This window comes from Streptomyces sp. NPDC050211 (assembly GCF_040656035.1).
Taxonomy (GTDB): Bacteria; Actinomycetota; Actinomycetes; order Streptomycetales; family Streptomycetaceae; genus Streptomyces.
In genome coordinates this window covers 66,599-82,923 of sequence record NZ_JBFALC010000047.1, presented here as the reverse complement: position 1 = coordinate 82,923, position 16,325 = coordinate 66,599, and the positions used below count along the sequence as shown (strand labels likewise).

At 70.9% G+C, this 16,325-nt stretch carries 17 protein-coding genes; 4 read left to right on the top strand and 13 right to left on the bottom strand.

The features are described 5' to 3' along the window. Positions 1-283: 283 nt before the first annotated feature. A complete protein-coding gene (soxR, locus tag AB0I98_RS34915; protein WP_362948945.1) occupies positions 284-757 on the bottom strand; it encodes a redox-sensitive transcriptional activator SoxR in 474 nt (157 codons plus the stop codon). Between the two features lie 147 nt (positions 758-904). On the opposite strand from soxR, the gene AB0I98_RS34910 reads away from it, so the two are divergent. Then, a complete protein-coding gene (locus AB0I98_RS34910) occupies positions 905-1,366 on the top strand; it encodes a MaoC family dehydratase (RefSeq protein WP_362948943.1) in 462 nt (153 codons plus the stop codon). Here AB0I98_RS34910 and AB0I98_RS34905 read toward each other — a convergent pair. The 3 genes from AB0I98_RS34905 to AB0I98_RS34895 all read right to left on the bottom strand — a co-directional run bounded on the left by AB0I98_RS34905 (position 1,363) and on the right by AB0I98_RS34895 (position 3,550). Next, on the bottom strand, positions 1,363-2,004 hold the full coding sequence (locus AB0I98_RS34905; protein WP_362948941.1) for a TetR/AcrR family transcriptional regulator: 642 nt from the start codon (positions 2,002-2,004) through the stop codon (positions 1,363-1,365). The genes AB0I98_RS34910 and AB0I98_RS34905 overlap by 4 nt on opposite strands. 73 nt (positions 2,005-2,077) lie before the next feature. Beyond that, on the bottom strand, positions 2,078-2,323 hold the full coding sequence (locus AB0I98_RS34900; RefSeq protein WP_210574749.1) for a YiaA/YiaB family inner membrane protein: 246 nt from the start codon (positions 2,321-2,323) through the stop codon (positions 2,078-2,080). A gap of 75 nt (positions 2,324-2,398) precedes the next feature. Next, positions 2,399-3,550, bottom strand: coding sequence for an acyl-CoA dehydrogenase family protein (locus AB0I98_RS34895; RefSeq protein WP_362948939.1), 1,152 nt, complete (start codon positions 3,548-3,550; stop codon positions 2,399-2,401). A 91-nt stretch (positions 3,551-3,641) separates the two neighbouring features. Between AB0I98_RS34895 and AB0I98_RS34890 the strand changes: the two genes are divergently transcribed. The 3 genes from AB0I98_RS34890 to AB0I98_RS34880 all read left to right on the top strand — a co-directional run bounded on the left by AB0I98_RS34890 (position 3,642) and on the right by AB0I98_RS34880 (position 6,269). Then, positions 3,642-4,283, top strand: coding sequence for a TetR/AcrR family transcriptional regulator (locus AB0I98_RS34890; protein WP_362948937.1), 642 nt, complete (start codon positions 3,642-3,644; stop codon positions 4,281-4,283). 123 nt (positions 4,284-4,406) lie between these two features. Continuing rightward, on the top strand, positions 4,407-5,117 hold the full coding sequence (locus tag AB0I98_RS34885) for a winged helix-turn-helix domain-containing protein (RefSeq protein WP_362948935.1): 711 nt from the start codon (positions 4,407-4,409) through the stop codon (positions 5,115-5,117). Between the two features lie 207 nt (positions 5,118-5,324). Then, on the top strand, positions 5,325-6,269 hold the full coding sequence (locus AB0I98_RS34880) for a DMT family transporter (RefSeq protein WP_362948950.1): 945 nt from the start codon (positions 5,325-5,327) through the stop codon (positions 6,267-6,269). Here the strand turns inward: AB0I98_RS34880 and AB0I98_RS34875 are convergent. The 9 genes from AB0I98_RS34875 to AB0I98_RS34835 form a co-directional block, all read right to left on the bottom strand. Next, the gene (locus AB0I98_RS34875; RefSeq protein ID WP_362948933.1) at positions 6,261-7,583 is read right to left on the bottom strand and encodes an MFS transporter; all 1,323 of its coding nucleotides are present in this window, start codon (positions 7,581-7,583) and stop codon (positions 6,261-6,263) included. The two genes, AB0I98_RS34880 and AB0I98_RS34875, sit on opposite strands and share 9 nt — an antisense overlap. 124 nt (positions 7,584-7,707) lie before the next feature. Then, positions 7,708-8,790, bottom strand: coding sequence for a Zn-dependent alcohol dehydrogenase (locus AB0I98_RS34870; protein ID WP_362948931.1), 1,083 nt, complete (start codon positions 8,788-8,790; stop codon positions 7,708-7,710). Positions 8,791-8,801: 11 nt separating this feature from the next. Then, positions 8,802-10,190, bottom strand: coding sequence for an aldehyde dehydrogenase family protein (locus AB0I98_RS34865; RefSeq protein WP_362948930.1), 1,389 nt, complete (start codon positions 10,188-10,190; stop codon positions 8,802-8,804). A gap of 92 nt (positions 10,191-10,282) precedes the next feature. Next, the gene (locus AB0I98_RS34860; RefSeq protein WP_362948928.1) at positions 10,283-10,735 is read right to left on the bottom strand and encodes a DUF3574 domain-containing protein; all 453 of its coding nucleotides are present in this window, start codon (positions 10,733-10,735) and stop codon (positions 10,283-10,285) included. 19 nt (positions 10,736-10,754) lie between these two features. Beyond that, a complete protein-coding gene (locus AB0I98_RS34855; RefSeq protein WP_362948926.1) occupies positions 10,755-12,092 on the bottom strand; it encodes an ABC transporter ATP-binding protein in 1,338 nt (445 codons plus the stop codon). 120 nt (positions 12,093-12,212) lie between these two features. Continuing rightward, positions 12,213-12,926 (bottom strand): class F sortase, encoded by a 714-nt coding sequence (locus AB0I98_RS34850; protein ID WP_362948925.1) that lies wholly within the window; start codon positions 12,924-12,926, stop codon positions 12,213-12,215. Next, positions 12,913-13,539 carry a hypothetical protein gene (locus AB0I98_RS34845; protein WP_362948923.1) on the bottom strand — a complete coding sequence of 209 codons (627 nt, stop codon included), beginning with the start codon at positions 13,537-13,539 and terminating at the stop codon, positions 12,913-12,915. Before AB0I98_RS34845 ends, AB0I98_RS34850 begins: the two co-directional genes overlap by 14 nt. Positions 13,540-13,638: 99 nt before the next feature. Then, positions 13,639-14,874, bottom strand: coding sequence for an MFS transporter (locus AB0I98_RS34840; protein ID WP_362948921.1), 1,236 nt, complete (start codon positions 14,872-14,874; stop codon positions 13,639-13,641). Positions 14,875-14,897: 23 nt separating this feature from the next. Continuing rightward, positions 14,898-16,301 (bottom strand): citrate:proton symporter, encoded by a 1,404-nt coding sequence (locus AB0I98_RS34835; protein WP_362948919.1) that lies wholly within the window; start codon positions 16,299-16,301, stop codon positions 14,898-14,900. Positions 16,302-16,325 lie beyond the last annotated feature (24 nt).

Here is a 16,325-nt window from a genome sequence, read left to right as displayed (position 1 = left end):
CAGCCCGGCGCTGACGGGGTGCCGCCTGCGCCCACCCGTGCCGCCCCAGGCGGCACGCATGCCCGCAGCTTGCGGCGGAGATCGGGCCGTCCGCAGCTTGGCGGGACAGCAGGGCGCCGCCTGCCGGGTGGGCGCCTCCCCTGCAGCAAGATTCCCCGCAGCTGAGCTGAGCCAGGCGGCCGCCTGCTGGGTGGGCGCGGCCCCGGGCGGCAACAACTGCGCGCACCTTGGCGGCCGTACGCGGGCGCCCGCTGGCTGGCGCGTCGATATGGGCCCTGCGTCGTTACTCGGCCTTCCTGCCGCCTCGTTCCACCAGCAGGCGGGAGCCTGAGCGGTGTTCGCCGAAGATGTCGTCGGGGTTGGAGAGGACGCAGGTGTCGAGGGAGAGGCAGCCGCAGCCGATGCAGTCGGTCAAGTGGTCGCGGAGGCGGTTGAGTTGCTTGATGCGTTCGTCGAGTTCGGAGCGCCAGGCCTCGGAGAGGTGGGCCCAGTCGTCCTTGGTGGGGGTGCGTTCCTCGGGGAGTTCGGCCAGGGCCTCGCGGATCGTGGCGAGGGGGATGCCGACGCGTTGGGCGGCACGGACGAAGGCGACTCGGCGGAGGGTGTCGCGGCTGTAGCGGCGTTGGTTGCCGGAGGTGCGGCGACTGGTGATCAGGCCCTTGGACTCGTAGAAGTGCAGGGCGGACACCGCGGCGCCGCTGCGGGCGGCGAGCTGGCCGACCGTGAGCTCGTGGACCTTCTCGTGAATCTGGGGCACCCCTCGAAGGTTACCCATCGAAGACCCGCTGCGGCGCCCGGCGTCCGGAGAGCTCCTGTGCCTCCTGTGCGTTGACAGGGGACCCACCACCCACCATGCTAAGCAGTTGCTTAGGCAGGTCACATTGCGACGCGAGAGGGCCGGGACATGGCAGAGCCGAGGATCTTCACGTCCGCCGACGAACTGAAGGCGGCGGTGGGCGAGCAGCTGGGATACACCGACTGGCTGGAGATCGACCAGAAGCGGATCGACCTGTTCGCCGAGGCCACGGGCGACCACCAGTGGATCCACGTCGACCCGGAGAAGGCGGCGACCGGGCCCTTCGGAACCACCATCGCCCACGGGTATCTCACGCTGTCGCTGCTTCCGCTCTTCGGGCCCCAGCTCATCAAGGTCGAGGGCGTGAAGATGGGCGTCAACTACGGGACGAACAAGGTCCGTTTCCCCGCACCGGTGCCGGTCGGATCACGGCTGCGCGCCACCGCCACGATCAGCGGCGTCGACGAGGTGACCGGGGGCGTGCAGGTGACCGTCGCCTTCACCGTGGAGCGCGACGGCGGCGACAAGCCGGTGTGCGTCGCCGAGTCGGTGTCCCGCTACTACCTCTAAGGCGTGCGCGGAGCTACTTCGCCCCCCACCATCCGCAGCACGAGGTCGGCATAGAGCGCGCCGACCTCGTCCGGGGTCCACGGCCCGTTGATGTTGAACCAGCGGGCGACGTCGATGCAGAGCGAGAGCACCGCGAGCGTCGTGCCCTTCACATCGAGGACGTCAAAGTCGCCCGCGGCCACGCCGTCCTCGATGATCCCGCGCACCTCGGCGTCGCACTGGCGGCGCAGCGCGACGATCTCCGCGCGGGCCTCGGGGCCGAGTGAGTCGAGTTCGTACTGCACGACCCGCGCGGTGGTGCGCCCCCCGGCATGCCAGCGCACGAAGGAGCTCACGGCATCGGCGAGCCGCTCCGCCGGGCTGCCCTGGCGCTGCGCCGCCGTACGCAGGATGTCGAGTGCCTTCTCATGGCCGATCCGGCTGATGCGGTGAAGCAGCTCTTCCTTGGTCTTGTAGTGGATGTAGAGCGCGGCCGGGCTCATACCGGCGCGGCCCGCGATGTCACGGGTCGTCGTGGCGTGGTAGCCGCGCTCGGCGAAGGCCTCCACGGCGGCGATCAGCAGCCGCCGGGCCGCGTCCGGCGTGACCTCGCCCCACGCCTGCGGTTCGCCGCCGGCCGTCTCCTGCGCCGCACTCATCGCTGGTTCGCCCCTCTCACTGACAAGGACAACACCATACCGCTCAAGGTGAGCGAGCGCTTAGTGTGCCCGCTCAGAGCTTTTCGAACGGGTGGTAGGCGCGGTTCTCCGCCTCCTGCCGGTCCCTGATCACCTTGGCGAGGGTGAAGGCAGAGGTGACGAGGTACAGGACGGCGATCGCGAGGAACGCCCGCACCCAGACATCGGCCTCCAGCTTGAAGATGCCGATCGCCGTGGCGGCCATGGCGACGACGAAGGAGGCGACCGCCTGCCCGTAGAAGGCGGCCGTGTTCTGCTGCTTGCCCGCTGTGTCACTCATGGGGACAAGGGTCGACGGATGTGGGGCGTGCCACATCCGCCGAACTACTCAGTCAGATACCTAGAAAACAGGTAACTAGAAGGCCGAGACACCCGTCAACGCCCGCCCGATCACCAGCTTCTGGATCTGACTGGTGCCCTCGTAGAGGGTCATCACGCGGGCGTCGCGCAGCAGCTTGCCCACCGGGTACTCGTCGATGTAGCCGTAACCGCCGAAGACCTGGAGGGCGTTGTTGGCGGCGCGGACGGCGGCCTCCGAGGCGAACAGCTTGGCCTTGGAGGACTCGGTGGCGAAGGGCAGGCCGCGGTCGACGAGGTCGGCGACGCGCCAGGTCAGCAGGCGGGCGGCGTCGACGTCAAGTGCTATGTCACATATCAGCTCCTGCACGAGCTGATGGTGCGCGATGGTCCTGCCGAACTGCTCCCGCTCGGTCGCATACCGCACCGCCGCGTCCAGCGCGGCCTGCGCGATGCCGACGCAGCCCGCCGCCACCGACATCCGCCCCTTGGCAAGCGCCGACATGGCGACCGAGAAGCCCTTGCCCTCGGGCGCGAGCATCGCGGAGGCGGGGACGCGGACGTCCTCGAGGACGAGTTCGGCGGTGGCCTGGCCGCGCAGGCCGAGCTTGCCGTGGATGGTGCGGCGGGTAAGGCCGGGTGTGGCGGTCGGGACGAGGAACGCGGAGACGCCCTTGTGGCCGGGCGCGTCCGTGGAGCGGGCGAAGAGCAGGACGACGTCGGCCCATGTGCCGTTCGTGATGAACATCTTGGTGCCGTTGATGACGTAGTCGTCGCCGTCCCGGACGGCGCGTGTGGCGAGGTTGCCCGCGTCGGAGCCGGTGCCCGGTTCGGTGAGGCCGAAGCAGCCGACGTACGCACCGGAGGTCAGTCCCGGCAGCCAGCGGCGCTTCTGCTCCTCGCTCCCCCAGGCGGCGATGGTCTTGGCGACCAGACCGAGGGAGACCGACACGATGCCGCGCACGGAGGAGTCGCCGCGGCCGAGTTCCTCCGTCACCAGGCAGTACGCGAAATGGTCGCCGCCGCTGCCGCCGTACTCCTCGTCGATCGTCAGACCCAGGAAGCCGACCTCGGCGAGCTTCTTCACGATGGCCCGGTCGACCTCTTCCGCGCGGTCCCAGGCGACGACGTTCGGGGCGATCTCGCGGTCCACGAAGTCCCGGGCGAGTTGCCGGACGGCGGTCTGCTCCTCGCTGAGCTCCAGGTTCATGCCGAAGTCACCCCTAAGTCAGCTCTACTTGAAGGCCGTACGTTTAAATTAGCACTGCTAGTTTCCGGCTCGCAGCTCTACTATGTGCGCCATGGCCCGACCGCGCAAGCCCCTCCTCAGCACCGACCGGATCGTCGACGCTGCACGGGCGCTCGTCGACGCGGAGGGTCTCGCAGCGGTCTCGACGCGCCGGCTCGCCGCCGAGCTGGGGGTGAGCGGGCCCTCGCTCTACAACCACTTCCGGACCAAGGACGAGATCCTGGAGGCGGTCGCCGACTCGGTGAGCGCCCAGGTCGATCTGTCGATGTTCGAGGACGGCCGGGACTGGCGGACCGCGCTGCACGACTGGGCCGTCTCCTACCGGGCCGCACTGCGCGACCACCCGAACATCGTCCCGGTCCTGGCCCAGGGCCCCGGCCGCCGTCCCGCCGGACTGCGCCTCGCCGACGCCGTCTACGGCGCGATGGTCGAGGCCGGCTGGCCCCCCGCGCAGGCCACCTCGATCGGCGCGCTGATGCGGTACTTCATCATGGGCTCCGCACTCGGCTCATTCGCCGGGGGCTTCGTGGACGACGCGAGCGCGTACGACCCCGCGGACTACCCCCACCTAGGCCAGGCGCACCTCCTCGCCGAGCAGCAGGAGAAGATCGACGAACGGGCCTTCGAGACGGGACTGACGGCACTGCTGGACGGCCTGGTGCAGCAGTACGAGCAGATCAAACAAACGACCTGAGTAGCAGCGCCCCGACAGGGGCGCGGGGAACTGCGCGACCAGCCACAACAAACCCGCAGGCGAGCGACGAACGACCTCACAGTTCGGTCCTGGCCGAAGTGTCCGTGGCCCATCCTGGAACGCATGACCACCAAGGACGCCCGCGCCCCCGAACTGGCCCGGCTCGCCGCGCTCGTCGCCGACGAGACGCGGGCCGTGTGTCTGCTCGCGTTGCTCGACGGGCGGGCGTGGACCGCTGGTGAGCTGGCCCGGCACGCGGGTGTCGCCGCGTCGACGCTGAGCGGGCACCTGGGCCGACTCATCGCGGGCGGACTGCTCGCGGAGGAGCGGCAGGGGCGGCATCGATACGTCCGTCTCGCCGATCCGCAGGTCGCGCAGTTGCTGGAGGATCTGGCCGCTCAGGTCGCACCGAATGCGGCAGCGCGCCCGCGCACCCTCCGGGAGTCGAACGCCGGGTCCGCGATGGCCCGCGGCCGCACCTGCTACGACCACCTTGCCGGGCGGCTCGGCATCACGCTCACCGACGCATTGACCGAGCGCGGACTGCTGAGCCAGGACGCCGGGTTCGCGCTCACGGAGGCGGGGCTGCGGTGGTTCGACTCTGTCGGCATCGGGCTCGAGCGCAAGGGACGGCGTCCGCTGGCCCGTGGGTGCCTCGACTGGACGGAGCGCCGTTCCCATCTCGCGGGTGTGGCGGGGGCGGCGCTGTGCCGTCATGCGTTGGACGCCGGCTGGTGTGTGCGGATCGGTTCCGAGCGGGCCGTGAAGGTGACTCCGTCGGGGGAGCGGGTGCTGGGGGAGTTGCTTGGTATCTCGGCGGGGGCGTTGCGGTGAGGGGTGGTTCTGTCGTCTGTCGGGTGCAGGTGTGTGGGGGCTGGTCGCGCAGTTCCCCGCGCCCCTATCGGGGCGCTGCAGTGCCCTGCGCGAACCAGGTGCCGAACGAGCGGTGGCCCCGCGCTCAGGCCACCCCCTGACGTCCCCATCTCACCGTCCGAAATTCGCGAGCCTCCCCCACCCTCCCCTCCTAGCCTCTGGAGCATGATGACCCCCTCCCCCGCCCGCCGCACCGACCTGCTCGCCGCCGGTGCTGCCACCGTCACCGTCGTCCTCTGGGCCTCCGCCTTCGTCTCCATCCGCAGCGCCGGTGAGTCGTACTCGCCGGGTGCGCTGGCGCTCGGGCGGCTGCTCGCGGGAGCCCTCACGTTGGGGATCTTCTGTCTCGTACGGCGGGAGGGGTGGCCGCCGCGGGCGGCGTGGCGCGGGATCGCGATATCGGGGATGTTGTGGTTCGGGTTCTACATGGTCGCCCTCAACTGGGGTGAGCAGCAGGTGGATGCGGGGACGGCCGCCCTGGTCGTGAACATCGGGCCGATCCTGGTCGCGCTGCTCGCCGCGCGGCTGCTCGGGGACGCGATGCCGCCGCGGCTGCTGGCGGGCATGGCGGTGTCGTTCGCGGGTGCGGTGGCCGTGGGGCTGTCGATGTCGAGCGGGGGCGGATCGTCGGTGCTCGGCGTGGTGCTGTGTCTGCTGGCCGCCGTCGGGTACGCAGGCGGGGTCGTGGCGCAGAAGCCCGCGCTCGGGCATGCCAGTGTGCTCCAGGTGACGACGTTCGGCTGTCTCGTCGGGGCCGTGGCCTGTCTGCCGTTCGCCGGGCAACTGGTGTCGGACGCGGCGGACGCGCCGCTGTCGGCGACGCTCAACATGGTCTATCTCGGCGTGTTCCCGACCGCGCTGGCCTTCACGACGTGGGCGTACGCCCTGTCCCGTACGACGGCCAGCCGGATGGGCGCCACGACGTATGCCGTTCCCGCACTGGTCGTCCTGATGTCGTGGCTGGCGCTCGGTGAGGTGCCGAAGCTGCTCACGCTGGCGGGCGGGGCGCTGTGTCTGGCCGGGGTGGCTGTGTCGCGGTCGCGCGGACGGGCCACGGCGCCGGAGGCGGTGCCGCCGGCGTCGCAGCCCGAACACGCTTCGGACTCAGCGTGAACGTGCCCTGTCCGCAAGGACCTTGATGGACAGCAGGGCGATGACGGAGAGCCCGATGATGTAGGCGGACACCGCCATCGATGTGCCGGTGGCCTCCAGGAGCAGCACCATGACGAAGGGTGCGAGTCCGCCGCCGCACACGGCCGCGATCTGGTAGCCGAGGGAGGCGCCGGTGTAGCGCATCTCGGCCGTGAACAGCTCGGCGAACAGGGCGGCCTGGGGGCCGTACATGATGCTGAGGAAGCAGCTGGCGACGAACGTGCCGACGCCCAGCCACAGCAGCGAACCCGTGTCGATCAGCAGGAACAGCGGTACGGCCCACAGCGCGATGCCGGCCGCGCCGAACGCGTAGACCCGGATGCGGCCGACGCGGTCGGACAGGGCGGCGGATGCGGGGATGAGGATCAGCTGGGTGAGGCTGACGCAGAGGGAGACGGTGAGGACCGCGCTGCGTTTCATGTCGAGTTCGCGGGTCGTGTAGTCGAGGACGCCGGTGATGAGGATGTAGAACGTCGCGGTGTTCACGGCGAAGGAGCCGCCGGCGAGGAGGACCGTGCCGAGGTGGTTGCGGAGGATCGTGCGCAGCGGGGAGGTCTGCTCCGACTTCTCCTTCTCGCTCAACTCCCGTTCCGCCGCCCGGAATTCGGGGGTCTCCTCGACGCGCGTGTGGATGTACCAGGCGAGCGCGAGCACGAACAGGCCGATCAGGAACGGGATGCGCCAGCCCCAGGCCGCGAACGCCGACTCGGAGGTGAAGGCGCCGGCCAGCAGGAAGACGGTGTTGGCGGTCACCACGCCGATGGGGACGCCGAGTTGGACGACGCTGCCGTACACACCGCGCTTGCCCTCGGGGGCGTACTCGGTGGCCAGCAGCATCGCACCGCCCCACTGCGCGCCGACGGCGACGCCCTGGGCGACGCGGAGGAAAACCAGGAGGATCGGGGCGGCGACGCCGATCGTCTCGTACGTCGGGAGCAGGCCGATGCCGGTGGTGGCGACGCCCATCAGCGTGAGCGCGAGGACCAGCATGGGTTTGCGGCCGCGCTTGTCGCCGAGCTGGCCCGCGACGATGCCGCCGAGGGGACGGGCGAGGAAGCCGACCGCGAAGGTGGCGAAGGAGGCGAGTACTCCGGCGGTGGAGCTGCCGGCGGGGAAGTACAGGTCGCCGAGGACGAGGGCGGCGGCGATGCCGAAGACGAAGTAGTCGTACCACTCGACGGCCGAGGCGAGGGCTGCCGCGGTGGCTACGCGACGCCGGTTGACCGTGGGGACGGTGCTCGTGGGGAGGGGGTGAGCGGAGGGGGCCATGTCCATGCGTGCACACTCCGGTGGGTGCTGGGGACGTTGGCGGCGAACGTACTGACCGGACGGTATGGCGTCAACGGTTGTGCGCGAAGGTTGCCCGGAGCACCCAGGGGGCTCCGGGCTCCCGTCTGCCTCAGAACACCACCAGCGCCCGTCCGCCCTTCCCCGCCAGCATGTTCTCGAACGCCGCCGGAATCCCGTCCAGCGCGATCCGCTCCGTCACCAGGGCTCCCAGGTCCAGGCGGCCCGCGCGGACGTGCTCGGCGAGGACCGGGAGGTCCTTCGCGGGGTCCGAGTTGCCGTAGACGCAGCCGGACAGGGTGCGGCCCCAGTGGAAGATCTCCAGGGCGTTGAAGGTGACCTGCTGGTCCTTGCCGCCGATGCCCACGACCGTGGTGCGTCCGCCGCGGCGCGTGGAGTCCCAGGCCGTGCGGATGGTCGTCGCGCGGCCCACGCACTCGACGGCGACGTCGACGCCCTGCTTGCCGGTGAGGGCGCGGATCTCGCGGGCCGTGGTGTCGGAGGCGACGAGGTAGTCGGTTGCGCCCGCTGTCCGCGCCAACTCCTCCTTCTCCGGCGAGACATCGACCGCGACGATCTTCGACGCGCCCGCGATACGAGCCGCCTGCAGTGCAGCGAGGCCCACTCCCCCGACGCCGTACACCGCCACCGTCTCCCCCGGCTGGACGCGTGCCGAGTGGTGGACGGCGCCGTAGCCGGTGAGGACCGCGCAGCCTAGGAGGGCCGCGTCGGTGAGGGGGATGCCCTCGGGGAGCGGGAGGGCGCAGGACGCGGAGACGACCGACTCCTCGGCGAACGCCGCCACGTTCAGGCCGGGGTGGAGGTCGGCGCCGTCGGACCTGCGCCGGGCGTGGACGTCGGCGGCGCCGTTCAGCGCGTTGGCGCACAGCCAGACCTCGCCGAGGGCGCAGGCGTGGCAACTGCCGCAGGACGGGGCCCAGTTGAGGACGACGTGGTCGCCGGGTGCGAGGTGGGTGACGCCCTCGCCCACGGCGACGACCGTCCCGGCGCCTTCATGGCCGAGGACGGCCGGGACCGGTACCCGCATGGTGCCGTTGGACAGGGACAGGTCGGAGTGGCAGACGCCGGCGGCGGCGAGGCGGACGCGGATGCGGTCCGGGCCGGGGTCGGGCAGGTCGATGTCGGTGATCTCCAGCGGGGAGCCGATGGCGGGAAGGACGGCGGCGCGGACCATGTGCGGGCTCCTCAGAACTGCAGGGACTTGGTCTGGAGGTACTCGGCCAGGCCGTGCGCACCGAGTTCGCGGCCCACACCTGACTGCTTGTAACCGCCAAAGGGGGCACGGGGATTGAAGCGTCCGCCGTTGATGTCGACCTGCCCGGTGTCCATGCGGCGCGCGAAGGCCACCGCCTCCGACGCGTCGCCCGCCCACACGGCGCCGGCGAGCCCGTAGACCGTGCCGTTGGCGATCCGCAGGGCGTCGTCCTCGTCCTCGTACCGGATGATCGACAGGACCGGCCCGAAGATCTCCTCCTGGGCGATCGTCATCTCGGGGGTGACGTCGGCGAAGACCGTGGGCGCGATGAAGTAGCCCTGCTCATGCGGGAGTTCCGCGCCGCCCGCGACGATCCGGGCGCCTTCCGCGACACCCTTCTCGATGTAACCGCGCACCCGCGCCTGCTGTTTCGCGCTCACGACGGGGCCGATGCGCTCGCCGTACTTGGCGGCGGCGGTGGCGGCCAGCTCCACCGCCTCGTCGTACTGCTCCCGGTGGACCAGCATCCGCGTCCACGCGCTGCATGTCTGGCCGGAGTTGGACATGACGTTGGCGACGCCGACGTTGACGGCCTTGACGAGGTCGGCGCTCGGGAGGATGACGTTGGCGGACTTGCCGCCCAGCTCCAGGGCCACCTTCTTGACGGCCGCGCCCGCGGTCGCGCCGATCTGCCGTCCGACGGCCGTGGAGCCGGTGAAGGAGACCAGGTCGACGCCCGGGTGCTCGGCGAGGGCCTGGCCCGCGACCGGGCCGAGGCCGGTGACGAGGTTGAAGACACCGGCGGGAACCCCGGCCTCGTGGACCGCCTCGGCGAAGAGCTGGGCGACGAGCGGGGTGTCCTCGGCGGGCTTCAGCACGACCGTGCAGCCCGCCGCCAGCGCCGGGGCGACCTTGGCGACGATCTGGTGGAGCGGGTAGTTCCAGGGCGTGATCGCGCCGACCACGCCGACCGGCTCGTGGAAGACGGTCGAGTTGCCGACCTTCTCCTCGAAGGAGTACGCCGCCGCCAGCTCGGCGTAGGAGCCCGCGACCGCGATCGGGACGCCCGCGAGGACGTTCTCGGAGAACTTCAGCGGCGAGCCGAGCTCGGCCGTGACCGTCTCGGCGATCTCGTCCTTGCGGGCCACGAGGACGTCCCGGAGGGCGGTCAGGCGCGCGGCCCGTTCGGCGGGCGGGGTCGCGGCCCAGCCCGGGAGGGCGGCGCGGGCGGCCCGTACGGCGGTGTCGACGTCCTCGGCGCTGCCGGCCGGGACCCGGCCGATGACCTGCTCGTCGGCCGGGTTCACGACCTCGATCGCGTCCTGACCGGCGGCGGGGCGCCAGCCGCCGTCGATGTACATGCCGTCGTGTGCCTTCATCGTGCTTCCTCCCGGGCGGGACCATGTGCTCAGAGCACCAAACTAGCGATGTTAGTTTTCGCTCGCCAGGGGGGTCCGAGCTCCCGAGCCGGTCAGAAGTCGACCTGGGCCCGGTCGTCGACCCGGCCCACCGACTCCTGGCCGAAGGCCTTCTCGTAGTCCCGGCGGATCTCCTCGATCTTCCGGTCGCTCGGGCCCGCCTCCGTCACCGGATACAGCAGGATCAGCTCGTACGACCGCTCCTTCTCGATCGTGCCACTCATGTCCTTCCACTGCCCGCGCCCGCTCTGCACGGTCAGCCCGTTCGGGAAGCCGGGCGTGACCTCCTTGTCGATGAAGGCCATGAACTGCTTGTCGGTGACGGCCGGACCGCCGTCCGGGCGCGCGGTGCCGAAGAAGAGCTGGGTCTCGATGTACGGCTCTCCGCGCTGCGGTGCGGCGGAGGTCCCGTCGTCGAAGGTGGCGTAGGCGGTCGGTGTGCCGACGGCGAGCAGCAGCCCGGCCACGGCGAACGCGGCCTGGGTACGCGTGAGTTGGAGATTCATGCACCCATCGTCGCGGGCCTCACTCGTCCAAGTCCGGCAAACGCGCCGGAGCCGGGCAGATCCGCTCGCCGTGCTGGTCGAAGACGAACAGGTGGGCGATGTCGACGAGGAGAGGGACCTGCATTCCGTGCCGGAGTTCGATGTCCGGGGTGGTGCGGACGATGAGGTCGCCGGGGAGACGACCCTCGGGCGGCGCCGTTTCGGGGGCCGCGTCGGCCGGATGCTCCAGGACCACGACCGGTCCCGCGCGCCGCGCGCCCGCCCGCTCGCGGAGGCGGTCCAGGACCGTACCGCCCTCGCGGCGTCGGCGCCGGACCGGGCGGGCCGGGCGTGGGGCCTCCAGCTCGGGTACGACGGCCGGGTGGGAGCCGGTGTTGAAGTGGACGAGGACCTCGTGGCCCTGAAACTCGACATGCTCGACCAGACCGGTGAGCACGGCCTCACCGGGCCGGGCGGACGCCGGTTTGGCGATGCGTATCGCCTCCGAGCGCAGGCCGACGATGACCTCCCGGCCCTGCTGGACACGGAGCAACTGGTGGTCCAGAGACAGGGGTTCGGGCAGCCGCAGATACTGCTTGCCGAGGCTGATGGTCATGGCGCCGTCGAGCGGGGCGCGCACCAGGCCGCGCAGCAGGTTGATGCGCGGGATGCCGATGAAGGCGGCGACGAAGACGTTGCGGGGCAGCGCGTACACCGAGCGTGGGGTGCCCACCTGCTGGAGGAGGCCGCCGCGCAGGACGGCGACCCGGTCGCCGAGCGACATGGCCTCCGCCTGGTCGTGGGTGACGTACACCGTGGTGACGCCCAACTCGCGGGTGAGGGCGGATATTTCGGCCCGCAGATGGTTGCGGAGTTTGGCGTCCAGGTTGGACAGCGGCTCGTCCATCAGGAACGCGGAGGGGTGCCGGGCGATGGCGCGGCCCATCGCGACGCGCTGGCGTTCGCCGCCGGAGAGCTGGCCGGGGAAGCGGTCCAGCAGGTCCTCGATGCCCAGCATGCGGGCGGTGGCGTCCACGCGCGGGCGGGGGTCCGCGCCGGGTGCCTCGATGCGCAGCGGGAAGCCGATGTTGTCGCGGCTGGTCATGCTCGGGTACAGCGCGAAGTTCTGGAAGACCATCGCCATGTTCCGCCCGTACGGCAGCAGATCGTTGGCGTACTCACCGTCGAGCAGCAGCTCGCCCTCGGTGATCTCCTCCAGCCCCGCGATCATTCTGAGCACGGTGGACTTCCCGCACCCGGACGGCCCGAGCAGCACCAGGAACTCACCGGGCTCGATGTCCAGCGACAGCCGGTCCACCACACGGACACCACGGTCGTAGACCTTGCTCACATCGTGCAGAGAGATGGCGCGTGTCATGACAGGTGCCCCCGAGGGCTCACTCGTGCGCTGGTTCCGCGGTCGACCGCCCCGCCCGGGTCGAACGGGGCTGTGGGTCACGGAAGTTAACGGAATGTGCGCGGTCGGGGAAGAGGTTGGTCACTTTGTGGCGGTCAGGTGGGCGAAGACCACCACGTTGCTGGTGTAGCCCGAGCGCCGACTGAAGAGGCCACCGCAGGTGATCACGCGGAGTTCCGGGCGCTCGGCCGGGCCGTAGACCTCCTTGTCGGGGAAGTCCGCCTTGTCGAAGACCTTCACCCGGTCCACGGTGTAGACGGCGGTACGGCCGTCCGCGCGCCGCGCCTCGATCGGCTTGCCGGGCTTCACCTCGGCCAGCCCGGCGAAGACGGCGCGGCCGGTCCTGGTGTCACGGTGGCCGACGGCGATGGCGGTGCCGGGCTCGCCGGGCGTGGGGCCGCCCTCGTACCAGCCGACGAGCTTCGGCTTGTCGATCGGCGGTGTCTCCAGCTCCCGGTCCCGGTCGAGCCCAAGACCCATGACCGGGGCGTCGATGCCGAGGGACGGGATGCGGAGGGTCGTCGGCCGGGACCGGGGCAGCGGGCGGAGCGGGGGCGTGGGTCTGGGTGTGGGGCGGCGTTCGGCGCGGACGGGGTGAGCGGAGGGTGTGGGGCGGGTCGGGGCCGGGGCTGCCACGGGGGCCGGTCCCTCGGCTCCTTCCGGCGCCACCGGCATGTCCGGCCGCTCGCACCGCACCCCCACCGTGACCAGGACGACGGCGAGCAGGGCCGTCCTGGTCAGGCGGTAGGCGCGCGTGCGGTGCCAGGGCCTGCGTCTGCGCCTACGCGGCACCATGGGGCCGGCGGCGGTTCATCCGGAAGTACATCGTGCCGCCGAGGGCGACCACGGCCGCCGCGCCGGTCACCGGCGCGAACGCGGCGGCACTGTCGACGAGACCGCCGCCGCCCGCGTGCACACCGCCCCGCGGGCCGCGGTGGTCGCCCGGCCCCCAGGCCGCGTCGGCGCGATGGTGATCCTCGATGCGGTTGCGGTCGCGGCAGTTGACACGGAAGACCTTCTCCTTGGGGGCACCCAGCACGATCCAGGTGATCTTGTACTGCCCGTCCGCGAGCCGCAGCTGGTCGGTGTGACCGGCGCCCCCGCCGAGCTGGATGGTGCCGGCGACGGTGGCGGCGGAGGGCAGCGGAGGCTGCGGCGTGATGGTGTAGGCGATGGCGGGGAGGACGTCGAAGTTGACGGCGTCGAGATAGAACCTGCAGACCACCGGCTCGTCTCTCGAGTCCCCGAAGGGCACGCCCACGCTGTGGATCCTGATGTCGCCGTTCTCCCCTTGGGCCGACGCCGTCGGCGCCGCCACCCATGACGCGCCCGCCGCGGTGAGGGCGGTGAGGACGACAGTGGCGCCCGCGCGGCGGCGGAAAGTACGTGTGGGTGTCTGGGTGGGCATGCGCGCTCCTCCGATTCAGACGATTTTCATACAAATCGTTCTTTCGCCTGACTCTCCGTTACGCGCACTGCGACTCGCCGTACCGACCCCGGCGCGTCGTCAGATATCACTCGTCCGGCGGAATCTGGAGCGCTTCGGCCGCGCCTGCGAGGCGGGGCCGGGCGCCTCGGGCCCCTTCGGCGTCCGCAGCGCGACCCCCGCCGACAGCAGCAACAGACCTCCCAGCATCACGAACGGCGCCGCCACGCCCGCGACCCCCGCGACCAGACCCGCGGTCGCCGGGGCGGCGACCTGGCCGAGGCGGTTGCCGGTCAGCCGGAGTGCGAGGGCCGTGGAGCGGGCGCCGTCCGGGGCCGCCTGGACGACCGTCGTCATGGACAGCGGCTGGCCGACGCCGAGGCAGAAGCCGAGGGCGACGAGGACCAGGGCCAGCGCCCACACCGGCACCGGCAGCGCGATGCCCGCGCACAGCACGGCCGCCAGCAGACAGGTCACGGTGAGCAGCAGCGTCCGGCCCAGCAGCCTCAGCAGCGGGGTCAGCACCAGACGGCACGCGATCGTGGCCGCCGCACGGAGGCTGAGCAGCACGCCGATGACCGACGGCGCGATGCCCCGGTGCTCGCCGACCACCGGCAGATAGGCGGTGAGGATGTCGGTCGCGGACAGCACGGAGAGACTGATGAGGATGCCCGCGGGGACACCCCGGGCGCGCAGGATGCGCTGGACGGGGACGCGGTCGCCTTGCCCGGTACGGGACTTGGCGGTCGTACGGTGCTCGATGCGCCACAGCGAAGTGAAGGCGACCGCCGCCCCCGCACCCGCGACCAGAAGCGCGAGAGCGCTGGTCCCGGCCATGTCCCGGCCGCCGATCAGCGCGCCCGCCGCGATCGGGCCGACCAACTGGCCGAGCGAGGCGCCGATGGTGAAGTGGCCGAAGTTGCGGTCCTGTTCGTGCGGGGCGGACTGGCGGGCGACGAGCGACTGGGCGCCGATGACGAAGGACAGATGTCCGAGGCCCATCACCCCGCTCCAGACCGCCATCGCCCAGAGGGAGTCGGCGAGGCCGCTCAGCGCGCAGCCGCCGGATATCAGGACCACGCCGGCGGGCAGCAGGGGCGCACACCGGCCGTGGTCGGTACGGCGGCCCAGCGGGACGGCGGCGAACAGCGGGAGCAGGGCGTACACACCCGCGATGACGCCGATCGCCCGCTCGTCGGCGCCCAGCGCGAGCGCCCGGTAGGAGACGGCCGGCCGGGCCATCGACACCGCCCCCTGCGCGAAGCTGAAGGCGATGACGAGGCGGAGCAGCCAGCCGCGGTTCCCACCGGGCGCCATGGTCAAGTCCTCCGTGCGGTACGTCAGATGATTCCGAAGAGGATGCCCGACCCGAGGATGATCAGACAGGTGAGCGCCGCCCACTTCACCACGAACCTCGTGTGGTCGCCGAACTCCACCTTGGCCATGCCGACCAGGACGTACACGGCCGGGACGAGCGGGCTCGACATGTGCAACGGCTGGCCGACCAGGGAGGCGCGGGCCATCTCCAGCGGGGAGACACCGTGGGCGGCACCGGCCTCGGCGAGGACCGGCAGGACACCGAAGTAGAAGCCGTCGTTCGACATGAAGTAGGTGAGCGGGAGGCTCAGCAGACCGGTGACCAGGGCCATGTGCGGGCCCATGCCCTCGGGGATGACGTCCACCATCCACTTGGCCATGTGGTCGACCATGCCGGTGCCCTGGAGGACGCCGGTGAAGACGGCGGCGGCGAAGACCATGCCGGAGACGTTGAGGACGTTCTCGGCGTGGGCGCCGATGCGGGCCTTCTGGTCGGGCATGTGCGGGAAGTTGACGGTCAGCGCCAGGGCCGCGCCGAGCAGGAACAGCACCGGGATCGGCAGCCACTCCATGATCATGGCGGTGAGCAGGACCACCGTGAGCAGCGCGTTGAACCAGTACAGCTTGGGGCGCAGGGTGGGCCGGGCCGGGTCGAGGACCTTGAGCATGCTGTCGTCCTCGTCGTCGGGCGCGTCCGCGTCCGTGCCGGAGCCCGAACCGCCGGTGGCCACGGGGGTCTTGCCGGAACCTCCGGCGCCCACGAGAACGGTCTCCGTCTCCTTCTCGTCGACCAGCACCTCGTCCAGCGTCAGCGTGCCGAGCCGCTTGCGCTCGCGCATGCCGAGGACGTACGAGAGCACGAAGACGCCGAGGAGGCCGACGGCGAGGGCCGGGATCATCGGGATGAAGATGTCGCTGGCGTCCAGCTTGAGGGCGGTGGCGGCGCGGGCCGTCGGGCCGCCCCACGGCAGGGTGTTCATCACGCCGTTGGCCATCGCGGCGACACCGGTCATGACGACCAGGCTCATCTTGAGGCGCTTGTACAGCGGGTACATCGCCGAGACCGTGATCATGAAGGTGGTCGAGCCGTCGCCGTCGAGCGAGACGATCGCGGCGAGTACGGCGGTGCCGACGACGATGCGCATCGGGTCGGCCTTGCAGAACTTGAGGATCCCCCGGACGATCGGGTCGAAGAGCCCGACGTCGATCATCACTCCGAAGTAGACGATCGCGAACATGAGCATCGCCGCGGTCGGGGCAAGGCTGGTCACGCCGTCGATGACGTAGTCACCGAGCTTGGCGCCCTTCCCGACGAACACGCAGAACAGTGCTGGGATCAGCACGAGCGCCGCGATCGGCGACATCTTCTTCATCATGATCAGGACCAGGAAGGTCGCGATCATGGCGAAGCCGAGGATGGTCAGCATGAGTGGATACCTAACGTTCGCCCT